At 71.6% G+C, this 14,317-nt stretch carries 11 protein-coding genes; 5 read left to right on the top strand and 6 right to left on the bottom strand.

Annotated elements, in window-relative coordinates; genetic code table 11:
- Nucleotides 1-3: 3 nt before the first annotated feature.
- A complete protein-coding gene (gene pfkB / locus AC1G9L_RS12905) occupies nt 4-957 on the bottom strand; it encodes a 1-phosphofructokinase (protein ID WP_481069252.1) in 954 nt (317 codons plus the stop codon).
- Nucleotides 954-3,467, bottom strand: coding sequence for a phosphoenolpyruvate--protein phosphotransferase (ptsP, locus tag AC1G9L_RS12900; protein ID WP_481069251.1), 2,514 nt, complete (start codon nt 3,465-3,467; stop codon nt 954-956). The genes pfkB and ptsP overlap by 4 nt, the downstream gene beginning before the upstream one ends.
- Before the next feature lie 162 nt (nt 3,468-3,629).
- Between ptsP and AC1G9L_RS12895 the strand changes: the two genes are divergently transcribed.
- Nucleotides 3,630-4,610 (top strand): LacI family DNA-binding transcriptional regulator, encoded by a 981-nt coding sequence (locus AC1G9L_RS12895; protein WP_010341033.1) that lies wholly within the window; start codon nt 3,630-3,632, stop codon nt 4,608-4,610.
- A gap of 78 nt (nt 4,611-4,688) precedes the next feature.
- Here AC1G9L_RS12895 and AC1G9L_RS12890 read toward each other — a convergent pair whose 3' ends face one another.
- Together AC1G9L_RS12890 and AC1G9L_RS12885 are read right to left on the bottom strand one after the other, a co-directional pair.
- Entirely contained in the window at nt 4,689-4,865 is a 177-nt protein-coding gene (locus AC1G9L_RS12890; RefSeq protein WP_010341034.1) for a hypothetical protein, read from the bottom strand.
- Between the two features lie 15 nt (nt 4,866-4,880).
- Entirely contained in the window at nt 4,881-5,204 is a 324-nt protein-coding gene (locus AC1G9L_RS12885) for a hypothetical protein (RefSeq protein WP_017911090.1), read from the bottom strand.
- A 365-nt stretch (nt 5,205-5,569) separates the two neighbouring features.
- Between AC1G9L_RS12885 and AC1G9L_RS12880 the strand changes: the two genes are divergently transcribed.
- The 4 genes from AC1G9L_RS12880 to AC1G9L_RS12865 all read left to right on the top strand — a co-directional run bounded on the left by AC1G9L_RS12880 (nt 5,570) and on the right by AC1G9L_RS12865 (nt 11,415).
- Nucleotides 5,570-6,859: a nucleotide sugar dehydrogenase gene (locus AC1G9L_RS12880; protein ID WP_019799802.1), complete on the top strand. Its 1,290-nt coding sequence runs from the start codon at nt 5,570-5,572 to the stop codon at nt 6,857-6,859.
- Between the two features lie 126 nt (nt 6,860-6,985).
- The gene (locus tag AC1G9L_RS12875; protein WP_019799803.1) at nt 6,986-8,608 is read left to right on the top strand and encodes a glutamate synthase-related protein; all 1,623 of its coding nucleotides are present in this window, start codon (nt 6,986-6,988) and stop codon (nt 8,606-8,608) included.
- 17 nt (nt 8,609-8,625) lie between these two features.
- Nucleotides 8,626-9,099 (top strand): GNAT family N-acetyltransferase, encoded by a 474-nt coding sequence (locus AC1G9L_RS12870; RefSeq protein WP_481071130.1) that lies wholly within the window; start codon nt 8,626-8,628, stop codon nt 9,097-9,099.
- Nucleotides 9,100-9,228: 129 nt separating this feature from the next.
- Nucleotides 9,229-11,415, top strand: a complete 2,187-nt coding sequence (locus AC1G9L_RS12865) for a diguanylate cyclase domain-containing protein (RefSeq protein ID WP_019799805.1) — start codon at nt 9,229-9,231, stop codon at nt 11,413-11,415.
- 31 nt (nt 11,416-11,446) lie between these two features.
- On the opposite strand, the gene AC1G9L_RS12860 is transcribed toward AC1G9L_RS12865, so the two are convergent.
- Together AC1G9L_RS12860 and AC1G9L_RS12855 are read right to left on the bottom strand one after the other, a co-directional pair.
- Entirely contained in the window at nt 11,447-12,904 is a 1,458-nt protein-coding gene (locus AC1G9L_RS12860; protein ID WP_481069250.1) for a serine hydrolase domain-containing protein, read from the bottom strand.
- 141 nt (nt 12,905-13,045) lie between these two features.
- Nucleotides 13,046-14,305, bottom strand: coding sequence for a TIGR03862 family flavoprotein (locus AC1G9L_RS12855; protein WP_481071128.1), 1,260 nt, complete (start codon nt 14,303-14,305; stop codon nt 13,046-13,048).
- Nucleotides 14,306-14,317 lie beyond the last annotated feature (12 nt).

Here is a 14,317-nt window from a genome sequence, read left to right as displayed (position 1 = left end):
AAGTCATGCCAGGGTCTCCACGCGGACCGCGGCGGCCAGCTCGGCCAGGCGCTCTCGCGGCAGCCGGCGGGCCACGCCGCTGCCCAGCGTGGCCACGGCGAAGGCGGTAGCCTGGCGCGCGCAGGTCGCCAGGTCGGCGTCGGCGCGCAATGCCGCGACCAGGCCGGCGACCATGGCATCGCCGGCGCCGACGCTGCTGCCGCCGGTCACCTGTGGCGGCTGCGCCAGCAGCGCCTGCTCGCCGCGCACGAACAGCGCGCCGTCGCTGCCCAGCGACACCACGACCAGGCCGATGCCGCGCGCCAGCAAGGCGCGTGCGGCGCCGAGCAGGTCGGCGGTGCTGGCCAGCGGTGCGCCGGCCCATTCCTCCAGTTCGTGGCGGTTGGGCTTGATCGCGAACGGCAGTTGCGCGCGCGGCGCGTCCAGGGCGGCGTGCAGCGGCGCACCGCTGGTGTCCAGCAGCACCCGCGCGCCGGCCGCGGCGGCCTGCGCCTGCAGATGCCGCCAGGTGTCCTCGGCCAGGCCGGCAGGCAGGCTGCCGCAGAGCACCACCGGCAGGTCGGGGCGCAGCAGCTCGGCCAGGCGCGCGCCGACGCTGTCGAGCTGCGCCTGGTCCAGGGCCAGGCCGGGCAGGTTGATGTCGGTGGTGGCGCCGCTGTCGTCGGCGACCAGCTTGAGGTTGGTGCGGGTGTCGCCGGGCACGCGCAGGCAGCGGTCGTCGATGCCGCGTTCGGCGAACAGCGCCTCGAACGTCTGCGCGTTGTCCGCGCCGAGCGCGCCGAGCGCGGCGCAGCGCAGCCCGGCGTCGGCCAGACAGGCGGCGACGTTGATGCCCTTGCCGCCGGCGATGGCATGGGCGCTGCGCGCACGGTGCACCTGGCCCGGTTGCAGCCGGTCGATCGCCACGGTCAGGTCGATCGCCGGATTCAGGGTGACGGTGACGGCATCGACGCTCATGCGCCGGCTCCGCCGTCGAGCGCGCGCACGTCCGCCGCGCTCTCGCACTCCAGCGCGCGCTGCGCCAGCGCCTGCAGCGCGTCCAGGCGGCTGCCGCGCAGGCGCGCCTTCACTGCGGGGATGTCGTTGGGCGTCATCGACAGCTCGTGCACGCCCAGCCCGGCCAGCAGCGCCGCGCCGAACGCATCGCCGGCCAGGCCGCCGCACACGCCGACCCAGCGGCCGTGACGCGCCGCGCCCTCGACGGTGGTGCGGATCAGCCGCAGCACCGCCGGATGCAGGCTGTCGGCCTCGGCGGCCAGGTCCGGGTTCTGGCGATCGATGGCCAGGGTGTACTGGGTCAGGTCGTTGGTGCCGATCGAGAAGAAGTCCGCGTGCTTGGCCAGCGCATCGGCCTGGATCGCCGCGGCCGGCACTTCGATCATGATGCCCAGCGGCACCTCCGGCGCCTGCAGTTCCGCGCGCAGACGCTCGCATTCGGCGCGCAGCGTCAGCAATTCCGCCGCCGAGGTGATCATCGGGAACATGATCGCCAGGCGCGCGCCGTCCTTGGCCGCGCGGTACAGCGCGCGCAGCTGCGGTTGCAGCAGGTCGGCGCGGCGCAGCAGCAGGCGCGCGCCGCGCACGCCCAGGAACGGGTTGTCCTCGCGCGGCAGATTCAGGTGCGCGACCTGCTTGTCGCCGCCGATGTCCAGCGCGCGCACGATCAGCGCGCGGCCGTCCAGCGCCTGCGCCATCGCGGTGTAGGTGGCGTATTGCTCGTCCTCGCTGGGCGTGCTGCCGCGTTCCAGGAACAGGAATTCGGTGCGCATCAGGCCCACGCTCTCGGCGCCCTGCGCCAGTGCCGCGGCGACCTGCTCGGGCAGGTTGACGTTGGCGCCGATCTCCACGCGATGGCCGTCCTCTGTCTGCGCCGGCTGGTTGCGCTGCTCGGCCTCGCGCGCGCGCAGTTGCTGCTGTTCGTCGATGTAGGCGCGGGCCGAGGCCAGGTCGGCCTCCGACGGCGCCAGGTACAGGCGGCCACTTGTGCCGTCGACGATGACGGTGGCGCCGTCCTCCAGGTCCAGCAGGTCGGCGCCGCCGGCGACCAGCGCCGGCAGGCCGAGGGTGCGCGAGAGGATCGCGGTGTGCGAGGTCGGCCCGCCGACGGCGGTGGCCAGGCCGAGCACGCGACCAGTGTCGAGGTTGGCGGTATCCGACGGCGACAGGTCGTGGGCGAGCAGGATGCACGGCGCGGCCGGCAACTGCGCCAGGCTGCCGCCGGCCAGGCTCGGATCCAGGTGCGCCAGCACGCGGCGGCCGACGTCGCGCAGGTCGCTGGCGCGCCCGGCCAGCACCGCGTTGCCCAGCGCCGAGAGCTTGTTGGCCAGGCGCTCGACCGACTGCTGCCAGGACCAGGCGACGCCGTGGCCCTCGACCATCAACTGGCAGGCCAGGGTGATCAGGTCGGTGTCGTTGAGCAGTTCGGCCTGGGCGCGGAAGATCGCCGCGTCGCCGGCGCCGAGGCGGCGCCGGGTGTCGTCCTCGATGGCCTGCAGTTGCGCGCGGGTGCGCTGCAGGGCGTCGTGCAGCAGGGCGCCGCCGTCGCTCAGCGGCACCGGCGTGTCCGCCACCGCGACGTCGTGGCCGGCGAGCTTGTGCACCACACCGATCGCCAGACCGGGGCTGGCGCCGATACCGACGATGGCCGGCTGCGCCTGTGGCGGGGTCCAGCCGGCGACCGGCGCGGCGCGACGTTGCGCGGCGGCGTCGGCATCGGCCTGCTCCTGCGCGGTCAGCGCGTCGATCACGCTGCGCAGCCGCGCCAGCGCCGCCGCGGCGTCCTGGCCCTCGGCGGAAATGGTCACGGTGTCGCCGGCGTGCAGGCCCAGTTGCAGCAGCGACACCAGGTTCTTGGCGTCGCCGACCTGGTCGCCGGCGCGCACCTGGATGCGGGCGGCGAAGCCGCGCGCGGTTTCCACCCAGCGCGTGGCCGGGCGGGCATGCAGGCCGGTGGGATAGCGCACGGTCCAGTCGAAGCGTTCGGCCAGGTCGCTGGCCGGGGCGGTGGGCGCGGTGGGGGCCGCGTCCTCGCTCAGCGCGGCGACGATCGCCTGCGGGTCGTCGCTGGCGAACAGCGCCTCCAGCCGCGGCGGGTCCTGGATCAAACGGGTCAGCCGCCGCAGCACGGCGATGTGGGTGTCGGACTGGGCGGCGATGGCGACCACCAGGCGCGTGGTCTGGCCCGGGTTCCACTCCACACCCTCACGCAATTGCAGGACGGCGATGCCGTCGCGGCGCACCAGGTGGCGGTCCTCGCCGGTGCAATGCGGGATCGCCACGCCATGGCCCAGGAAGGTGTTGGCCAGTGCTTCGCGGCGCAGCATGCTGGCCTCGTAGGCCGGCGGCACGCAGCCGGCGGCGACCAGCAACTGCGCCGCCTGGGCGATCGCGTCGGCCTTGTCGTGGGCCTGGGCGGCGACCCGGACCAGGTCGCTGGAAACCAGGGAGGAGGAGGGCGTCTGGGACACGCGGAGTCCTTGAGGGTGGGCGACGAGTGGGCGCAGTGTGGGAACGTTCCCAGTCGATCGTCAATGTGCAGTGCACAATTCTTCCGGAAAACCCTGGTGCTACTATCCCGAGGCGCCACAAAGACAGGGGGTTGACATGGAAAACAAGCGGGAACGTTGCCAGTGAGCGTCAGCATCCACGACGTGGCGCGGGTCGCCGGCGTCTCGACCTCGACGGTGTCGCGCGCACTGGGCCACGGCCCGGTGAGCGAAGAGGTGCGCGCGCGCGTGGAAGCAGCGGTGCGCGAAACCGGCTATCGGCCCAACCTGATGGCGCGGCGGCTGCGCTCGCAGCACTCGGGGGTCGTGGGCCTGATCGTCGCCGACATCCGCAATCCGTTCTTCACCGCGGCGATCCGCGCGGTCGAGGACGTGGCCTACCGCGCCGGCATGCGCGTGATCCTGTGCAATACCGACGAGGATCCGCAGCGCGAGGCGTTGTACCTGCAACTGATGCAGGAAGAGCGGGTCAGCGGGCTGATCTTCGCCCCCACCCGCACCACCCAGAGCCAACTGGGCAAGTTGAGCTTCGGCCATCCGGTGGTGCTGCTGGACCGCGCCGGCAAAAGTGGCACGCACGACAGCGTGGTGCTGGACAATGCGGCAGCGATGGCGGCCCTGGTCGATCACCTGGTCGACCGGGGCGTGCGCCGGATCGGCGGCCTGTTCGGCAGGACCAGCAGCACCGCCGCCGAGCGTCGCGACGGCTATCTGGAGGCGATGCGCGGGCACGGCCTGGCGCCGGATTACCGCGAGGTGGCGCCGAGCGCGGAGGCGGCGATCGCCGAGGTTCAGGACTGGCTGGCGCAGGCGTCGCGACCGGACGCGCTGGTGGCCAGCAACAGCCTGCTGCTGATGGGCGCGATGAAGGCCGCGCGCGGCGCCGGCCTGCGCATTCCGCAGGATCTGGCGCTTGCCGGCTTCGACAACGAAAGCTGGACCGACCTGGTCGAGCCCGGCATCACCGTGATCGAACAGCCGGTGGAGGAGATGGGACGTACCGCGATGTCGTTGCTGCTGGAGCGGATGAACGCGCCGACGCAGCCCACCCGCAAGGTGGTGCTCAGCGGCCGCTGCATCGTGCGCGGATCGAGCCTGCGCTGATGGCCGAAGGGGCGTGAGGGAGCGAGAGGGGTGCCGCTGCGGCGACGGTACGCTGCCGCAGCGGGCGTGGTGGCCTGCTTACTCGCTGCCGTCCGGTCGCGGGTAGTCGTGCTCGGGATCGGCGTGGTCGCGCTTGGGGTCGCTGTCGGGTTGGTCGCGATCCTTCCACTGCGCATCGTCGTTGTGGATCTTGTCCGGCGTGTGGCTGCGTTGCTGGGAATCGTGGGCGTTGTCGCGGTTGGCGGGCGGGGACATGACGAACTTCCTGGATCAGGCGGGGGTGGGCGCCGGATCCGGATGGCGGTCGTGCTGCTCGGATCCGTCCAGGCGCGCCCAGCAGGCGACGACCAGGGTTTCGGCATCGCTCCAGGCGATGCGCGGCCAGGGGTGTTCGGCGTCGTAGCGCTGACGCAGGCGCTGCAATCGCACGTCGTTGGATTCGCGCGGCAACTGCAGGAACACATCGCAGGCCATCTTGATCAGGCGCGCATGTTCGCTGAACGACTGCGACCCCAATTTGCCCGCCGCGTGCAGCGCCTTCCAATGCGCCAATTCGGCTTCGACATCCACGAGCAGGCTCGGAGCGTGACTCACGCGAGTTCTCCTTGAGTGAGAGGAAAGAGGGAGGCGGAGGGTGCCCCCCTGGCAGCCACCGCTCCATCACCCTAGGCCGCGGCGCGTAAAGGTGAGGTGGTGCTCATGTGGTGTGGATGACAAGACGCGCGCTCACACGGCCACAAAGCGTGATGTTGGACGCCGACTTTCACACACAGCGTTGTGAAGGCGGCCGACGCGGCGTGTGAAGACGAGGCGCGCATCTGCGACCCCGGCGTTCCGCCGGTCGACTTGGTCCGCGCCGCTGCAGCGGCTTACCATGCACGAGGTCCGCGTCCGCGGGCACCCCGATTTCCCCACCACGCGCCGACGGCCGCCGCTGCCGGCGCCCGTAAAGGATTGGCATGTCCGTCGCCCCCGTGTTCGATTCCGCGCCTCCGCGCATTGCCGTGATCGGCCTCGGCTATGTCGGCCTGCCGCTGGCGGTGGCGTTCGGCGCCCGCCACGACACGCTCGGCTACGACATCGATGCGCAGCGGGTGGCGCAACTGCGCGCCGGGCACGACCAGACCCTGGAACTGGAGGCCGAGGAACTGCGCGCCGGCGTGCACCTGCGCTACAGCGACGATGCCGCCGAGTTGCGCGACCGCAACGTGTACATCGTTACCGTGCCGACCCCGATCGACGCGCACGAGCAGCCCGACCTGCAGCCGCTGCGCCAGGCCAGCGAGTTGCTGGCCGGCGTGCTCAAGCGCGGCGACCTGGTGATCTACGAGTCCACCGTCTACCCAGGCACCACCGAAGAGGTCTGCGTGCCGTTGCTCGAGCAGGGCTCGGGATTGCGCTGCGACGTCGACTTCCATTGCGGCTACAGCCCGGAGCGGGTCAACCCCGGCGACCGCCAGCGGCGCCTGGCCGACATCCGCAAGATCACCTCCGGCTCCAACCCCGCCGCCGCCGCCGCGGTCGACGCGCTGTACGCCGGCATCATCGCCGCCGGTACCTGGCGCGCGCCGTCGATCCGCGTGGCCGAGGCGGCCAAGGTAGTGGAGAACATCCAGCGCGACGTCAACATCGCCCTGGTCAACGAGCTGGCGCTGATCTTCGACCGGCTCGGCATCGACACCCAGGACGTGCTGGACGCCGCCGGCACCAAGTGGAACTTCCTGCCGTTCCGGCCGGGCCTGGTCGGCGGCCACTGCATCGGCGTCGATCCTTACTACCTGCTGCACAAGTCCGAGAGCGTGGGCTACCACCCGGACCTGATCCACACCGCGCGCCAGGTCAACAACCGGGTCGGCGCGCATGTCGCCGCGCGGGTGCAGGCACTGCTGGCCGGTAAGGGCGTGGCGATGGCCGATGCGTCCGTGCTGGTGCTCGGCGTCACCTTCAAGGAGAACTGCCCGGACCTGCGCAACAGCCGCGCGCTGGAGCTGGTGCAGGCGCTGGCCGCGGCCGGCGCCCGCGTCGATGCGTGCGATCCCTGGGCCGATCCGCAGGCGGCGCAGGCACACGGCGTCGAGCTGCTGCCCGAACCGGTGCCCGGCCGCTACGACGCGGTGGTGCTGGCGGTGGCGCACGCGGCCTACCGCGACCTGGACGCGGCTCAGATCCGCGCGCTCGGCACGCCCGACCTGGTGGTCTACGACGTCAAGTCGGTGTGGCCGCGCGCGGCGGTGGACGACCGCCTGTAAGACGGGGCGCGGGCGCGCCTGGCACCGGCAAGCTGTACCTGCGCGGAGCGACCCCGGCGGCGGTGGCAACGCCATGACCGCCACACCCTCTACACTCGCCGGCTTCCGACGCCTGCGAGGACCGCGATGCACCGCTACCTAGCCTATCTCGCCAGCTGCCTGCTGCTGGCGCTGTCCATCGCCCTGTGCGCGATCTGGCCGCTGTGGGGCTGGGGCGTGGCCGCCTTCGCCGTGCTGGCGGGGCTGGGCACCGTGGACCTGCTGCAGACCCGCAGCACCCTGCGCCGCAACTACCCGATCCTGGCGCACTTCCGCTATGGCCTGGAATCGGTCGGCCCGGAGATGCGCCAGTACTTCCTGCAGAGCGACATCGAGGAGGCGCCGTTCTCGCGGCAGCAGCGCGCCCTGGTGTACCAGCGCGCCAAGAACGTGATGGACGTGGTGCCGTTCGGCACCCAGCGCAGCACTTACGCGCCGGACTACGAGTGGATCAACCATTCGCTGGCCACCAGCGAGATTGCCGACCACGACTTCCGCGTCACCATCGGCGCCGACTGCGCGCAGCCGTATGCGGCCAGCGTGTTCAACATCTCGGCGATGAGCTTCGGCGCGCTGTCGGCCAACGCCATCCGCGCGCTCAATTCCGGCGCGCGCCAGGGCGGCTTCTACCACGACACCGGCGAGGGCTCGATCTCGCCCTACCACCGAGAATGCGGCGGCGACCTGGTGTGGGAGATCGGCTCGGGCTACTTCGGCTGCCGCGACGAGGAGGGGCGCTTCGACCCGCAGCGCTTCGTCGCTAACGCGACGCTGGAGCAGGTCAAGATGATCGAGATCAAGCTCTCGCAGGGCGCCAAGCCGGGCCATGGCGGGGTGCTGCCGGCGGCCAAGGTCAGCGCCGAGATCGCCGCCACCCGCGGCGTCGCCATGGGCCGCGACTGCGTGTCGCCGTCGCGGCATTCGGCGTTCTCCACGCCGCTGGAATTGCTGCAGTTCGTGGCGCGGCTGCGTGAACTGTCCGGCGGCAAGCCGACCGGTTTCAAGCTGGCCATCGGCCACCCGTGGGAGTGGTTCGCCATCGCCAAGGCGATGCAGGAAAGCGGGCTGTACCCGGATTTCATCGTCGTCGACGGCGCCGAGGGCGGTACCGGCGCGGCGCCGGCCGAGTTCATTGACCACGTCGGCGTGCCGATGCACGAAGCCCTGCTGCTGGTCCACAACACCCTGGTCGGGCTGGACATCCGCGAGCGCATCAAGCTCGGCGCCGCCGGCAAGATCACCAGCGCCTTCGACATCGCGCGCACCCTGGCGCTGGGCGCGGACTGGTGCAACGCCGGGCGCGGCTTCATGTTCGCGTTGGGCTGCATCCAGTCGCTGAGCTGCCACAGCGACCGCTGCCCCACCGGCATCGCCACCCAGGACCGGCGCCGCTGGCAGCACCTGGACCCCACCGACAAGGCCACCCGGGTCGCGCACTACCACGCCAACACGCTCAAGGCCCTGCGCGAACTGCTCAGCGCCGCCGGGCTGACGCATCCTTCGCAACTGGGGCCGGAACACATCCTGCGCCGCATCTCGCAGGTGGAGATCCGCTCGCTGGCCTCGCTGTACCGCTACCTGGAGCCGGGCGAACTGCTGCGCACGGTGCCCGACCATGCGGTCTTCCACGATTACTGGGGCGACGCGCGCAGCGATTCGTTCCAGCCGCCGGAGCGGATCCGGCGCCTGCGCGACAGCAAGTCGCAATGAGCGAGGCGCCGCCGCCGATACGGTTGCGGCACGGGGTGCCCGAGGACATCCCGACGCTGTGGGCGTTGCGCACCCGTTGCGTGCGCGAGGTCTGCTGCAGCCATTATCCGCCGGAGGTGATCGCGCGCTGGTCGGCGGCGCCGGCACCGGCGTCGTACCGCGGGCTGGTCGTCGCGGGTGGGGTGATCGTCGCCGAGGATCGCGACGGACGCGTGTTCGGCTTCGGCACCGTCGACCTGGCCGGTGCCGAGATCGACGGCCTGTTCGTCGATCCCACCCTGCGCGGCGGCGGCCTCGGCCGGCGTCTGCTGCAGGCACTGGAACAGCGCCTTGCAGCCTGTCCGCGCATCCATGTCGCCGCTGCGCTGAACGCGGTGGCGTTCTACCGTTCGCAAGGGTATGTGGCGGTGCGCGAGGGAGGCTATCCCCATCCCAGCGGGATCGTGCTGGCGTGCGGGTTCATGGAGAAGCGCGGCGCGGCGCCACGCTGAGGTCGGTATCCCACAACATGGCGCGGATGTGGCAACGACGGCCTTTTTTGCACTGCCGCACGCGTTGCGCATGCTCGCCATCCACACCGCTGCCGGCTATCGTGCCGGTTCCTCCTCGGCGTGCTGCGCATGAACCAACCCTCGGTCCCCGACGTCGTTCCCGCGCCGCTGCCCGTCGACGAAGCGGAGCGCCTGCGTGCGCTGGCCGAGCTGGGGATGCTGGACACCTCGCCGGAGCCGACCTTCGACGACCTGATCTGGCTGACCAGCCGGCTGTGCGAGGTGCCGATCGCCCTGGTCTCGCTGATCGACGAACGCCGGCAATGGCTCAAGGCCAGCTGCGGCCTGCCCGCCGGCACCACCGGCTATCCGCGCGAGATGGCGTTCTGCACCTATGCCTTGCTGGAGTCGCAGTTGCTGGAGGTGCCGGACGCCACACTGGATCCGCGTTTCGCCGGCAACCCGCTGGTGTGCGGCGCGCCGCACCTGCGTTTCTACGCCGGCATGCCGCTGGTCGGCGACCAGGGCTATAGCTACGGCACCCTGTGCGTGATCGACACCCGTCCGCGGCAACTGGACGCACGCCAGCGCGAAGGTCTGCAGCGCCTGGCCCGGCAGGTCACCGCGCATCTGGAGGCGCGCCGCGACGCACGCATCGCCCACGACCAGGCCAAGACGCTGAGCCTGCTGCTGGAAACCATGCCCGACGGTGTGGTCTCGTGCCTGGCCGATGGCACGCTGGGCGAGTTCAACCAGGTGGCGCGGCAGTGGCACGGGGCCGATCCGCGCGCCTTGCCGCCCGAGCAGTGGGCGCAGTACTTCGACCTGTTCGATGCCAGTGGCCGGCGCCCGCTGACCAGCGAGGAAGTGCCGCTGGTCCGCGCCTGGCGCGGCGAATCGGTGCGCGATGCGGAAATCGTGATCGCCGCCAAGGGGCAGGCGCCGCGCAGCGTGCTGTGCAATGCGGAACGGCTGGACGGCGGCGATGGGCGCAGCCTGGGCGCTGTGTGCGTGATGCGCGACGTGAGCGCCGAACGCGCGGCGTCGCACGCGGCGCTGCTGGCGGGGCAGCGTTTCTCCGGCGCCTTCTCGGCGGCCGCGCACGGCATGGCGCTGGTGTCGCTGAAGGGGCGCTGGCTGGACGTCAACGACGCCTTGTGCGCGATGCTCGGCTACAGCCGCGAAGAACTGCTGGAGTTGCGTTTCCAGGATCTGACCCATCCCGAAGATCTGGCCGAGGACATGGAACAGGTGGCCGCGCTGATCGCCGGCCACCGCAGCGATTACCGCAGCGAAAGGCGCTACCGTCACCACGACGGCCATACCGTGCGTGCGCGTCTGGCGGTGTCGCTGGTGCGCGACGAACAGCAGCGTCCGCTGCACTTCGTCACCCATATCCAGGACATCACCGAGCAGCATCTGGCCGAACATCGCCTGCGCGACAGCGAGGCGCAGCTGCGCACCATCGCCGACAACGCGCCGGCGCTGATCGCCTACCTCGACCACGACCTGTGCTACCAGTTCGTCAACCGGCCGTATGCGGCGTGGTTCGGGCTGGCACCGGAGCGCATCATCGGCCGCCGCCTGCACGAGGTGCTGGACCCGCAGCAACTGGCTTTGCTGCAACCGCATCTGCCGGCGGCATTGCAGGGCGTGCCGGCGCAGTTCGATGCGGAGTTATGCGATGCCGCCGATGCCCTGCGGATCATGCACTTCAGCCTCATCCCGGACGTGGCGCTGGCGCCGCAGCGGGTCGGCCTGCACCTGATGATCAGCGACATCACCGGGCAGACCCGGTTGGCGCGGTTGCTGGAAGAGCGCGCGCTGCGCGACGAACTGACCGGGCTGCCGAACCGGATGGCCTGGAATCAGACGCTGCGGCGACGCATGAGCGAGCGCCGCAGCCAGGGCCAGGTGGCGGTGATGTTCCTGGATCTGAACGACTTCAAGGGCGTCAACGATCGTTTCGGCCATCACGTCGGCGATGCGCTGCTGGTGCACTTCGCGCGGCTGCTGCAGCGTTGCCTGCGCGGGCAGGACAGCATCGCGCGGTTGGGCGGCGACGAGTTCGTGGTGCTGCTGGAAGGCCTGGCCGACGCCAGGCGCGAAGTGCTGGCGGCCGCGGCGCGGATCATGGAGGCGTGCGCGGACGGCTGCGAGGTCAGTGGCCGGCACCTCCCGTTGCAGCCGAGCATCGGCATCGCCGTGCAGTCCGGCCCCGGCTTCGATCCGGTGCTGCTCACCCAGCGCGCCGACGAGGCCATGTACGTGGCCAAGCGCGATCCGCAGGCGCGGGTGCAGATCGCAACCCTCTGAGCGCGTTCTGCCGGCGCGATGCCCGCGCTGGCTACGGTGCGCTGTCCGCGGCCACGCGCCGGAACGGATAGTGACCGCCATCGGCGTCGAGCGTGCCCTGGTCGGCATCGCCGCGCGTATCGAAGCGGATGACGATGTCCTGCGCGCTCAGGAAGAATGCGTGATCCGACGCGGGAATCAGCGGATACGCCTGATCCTTGCGCAGTTCCACCAGCAGGCGGCCCTGCGCTTCGCGGATCCGGAACGTGCCCAGCTCGGGAATGGCGAACGTGCCGACGAAGCGTCGTTGCGCGGCGATGTCCAGCGCGACGGCGGTGCGCCGGACCGGCTGGAAGTCCGGCCAGGCGTAGGCCGCGGCGATGGCGCGCACGATCTCCAGACCCAGCTGGTAGCCCTGGTCGCCATTGCTGAGCACCACCGCGCCATCGCATCCCTGCGGATACACCACCAGCGTGGCCTTGTAGCCGGCGTTGGAACCGTCGTGATAGACGTACTTGCGCGCGCTGGCGCCGCCGATGTTCAGGCCCAGGCCGTAGCCGTCCCGCACCGGGGTCATCATGGCGCGGGCGCTGGCGGCGGACAGCACGCGGCCGCGGCCGGCCTGCGCAGCGCACAGTTCGATCGCATAGCGCGCCAGGTCCTGCGCGTTGGTCCACAGGCCGGCCGCGGCCAGTTCCGGGTAGGTGTGTGGGCCGCCTGCCACCGGTGCGCCATTGGCATCGTGCGGTTGCGCCGCGTGCGCCAGATCGCGTGCGGGCAGCGGTTGGCGGAAACTGCTGGCGCGCATGCGCAGCGGCGCCAGCACGCGCTGCTGCAGCAGCGTCAGAAAGTCCTGTCCGCCGACGTCGATCAGCAACTGCTGCATCACCGTGTAGCCGCCGCCCGAATAGCGGTAGCGCACCCCGACCGGCGCCTCCACCCGCACCGGCGCCGAGTTCGCGGGCGCCTGGCCGTCGAGCACCTGCTGCAGGGTGGGGACGGCGGCGCCGCGGGCGTAGCCGTCGAAACCGTGCACGCTGGTGCCGGCGGTGTGCGACAGCAACTGACGCAGGGTCACCGGATGGTCGTGGCTGTCGGCGGAATCGGGCAGGGTCCACCAGGTCAGGCGCGCATTGACCGGGGCGTCCAGCGTCACGTGTCCGTCCTGGACCAGGGACAAGGCCGCCATCGCCGCCACCGGCTTGCTCACCGAGCCGGCCTGGAACAGGGTCCTGGCGTCGACCGCAGCGCCGCCGGTGGCGGTGACACCATAGCCCTTGGCCCAGGCGATGCGGCCGCGATGGATCACCGCGATCGCCACGCCCGGGACGTGCAGTGCGTCCATCTGGTCGAGCAGCGACAGCTGCGCGCCCGCCTGGTTCTGGGTGACCACGGCCGGCAACAGGCCATGCTCGACCTGGCGCATCGTCGTGCTGGTGTCGGGTAGGGCGCTCGCGGCCACGACGTTGCCGGCCAGGCCAAGTGCGCAGAACAGGATCGATGGACGCATACGTCGCTCCAGGCGGCAGGTGACCTGGAACCGCGAGACAGCCGCGGTCACCACGTCCATGCAGGAATACGTGCTGCGGCGATGGCGACGACAGGCCCGAAGGTCACTGGCCGTTCCGGCCAGTCGCCGTGCCGATGTCGATCAGCGCGTGGCGCGCTGCAGCCAGGCCGCCGCGCCGCGCCCGGCGCGCACGCCGCTGGCGAAGCACGCGGTGAGCAGGTAGCCGCCGGTCGGCGCTTCCCAGTCGAGCATTTCGCCGGCGCAGAACGTGCCCGGCAGCGCCCGCAGCATCAGGTGCGCATCCAGCGCCTCCAGGCGCACGCCGCCGGCGCTGCTGATCGCCTCGGCCAGCGGGCGCGGGCGCTGCAGGGTCAGCGGCAGGCGCTTGAGCGTGGCCGCGGCCAGCGCCGGATCCTGGCCGGCCTGCTTGCCGAGGATCTCGAACAGCAGCGCCGCCTTGACCCCGTCGATGCCGGCCTGGCGGCGCAGGTGCTCGCCGAAGCTGCGGCCGCCGCGCGGCTTGCCCAGTTCCGCCTGCAGCCGCGGCAGGTCGCGGCCGGGTACCAGGTCCAGCCACAGCGTGGCCGGGCCGTGCGCGGCGATGGCCTCGCGCAGGTCCGCAGCCAGCGCATAGATCAGGCTGCCTTCGATGCCGTGCTCGCCGACCACGCATTCGCCCTGCAGCGACTGCGCCTGGCCCTGCGCATCGTGCCAGTGCGCGACCACCGGCTTCAGCGGCGCGCCGGCATGGCGTTCGCGGAAGTGCGCGCTCCAGTCCACGTCGAAGCCGCAGTTGGCCGGCTGCAGCGGCGCCACTTCCACGCCGCGCGCGCGCAGCGTGTCCTGCCAGGCGCCGTCGGAGCCGAGCTGCGGCCAGCTGCCGCCGCCCAGCGCCAGTACGCAGGCATCGGCCTGCACGCGCTGCTCGCCGTCGGCCCCAGCGAAGCGCAGCGCGCCGTCCGCGGCCCAGCCCAGCCAGCGCTGCTGCACGTGGAAGCGCACGCCGGCGTCCTTCAACCGCCGCACCCAGCCGCGCAGCAGCGGCGCGGCCTTGCGGTCCAGCGGGAACACCCGGCCGGAGCTGCCGACGTAGGTCTCCACGCCCTGCGCCTGCGCCCAGGCGCGCAGCGCGTCGGCATCGAAGTCGGCCAGCCAGTCGCCGACCGCGGTCGCGCGGTCGCGGTAGCGGGCGACGAAGCGCTCGAACGGATCGGAGTGGGTCAGGTTGAGGCCGCCCTTGCCGGCGATCAGGAACTTGCGTCCCACCGAGCCCTTGGCCTCGTACACGTCGACCTCGGCGCCGGCGGCGCGCGCGGTCTCGGCGGCGATCAGCCCGGCCGGGCCGCCGCCGACGATGACGAGACGGCCGCGCACCGGCGCGGCGTGCTTGCTGGCGGGCATCGGCGCAGTCGG

This window comes from Xanthomonas sp. NCPPB 1132 (assembly GCF_056629235.1).
This window is presented reverse-complemented; position numbering and strand designations above follow the sequence as displayed.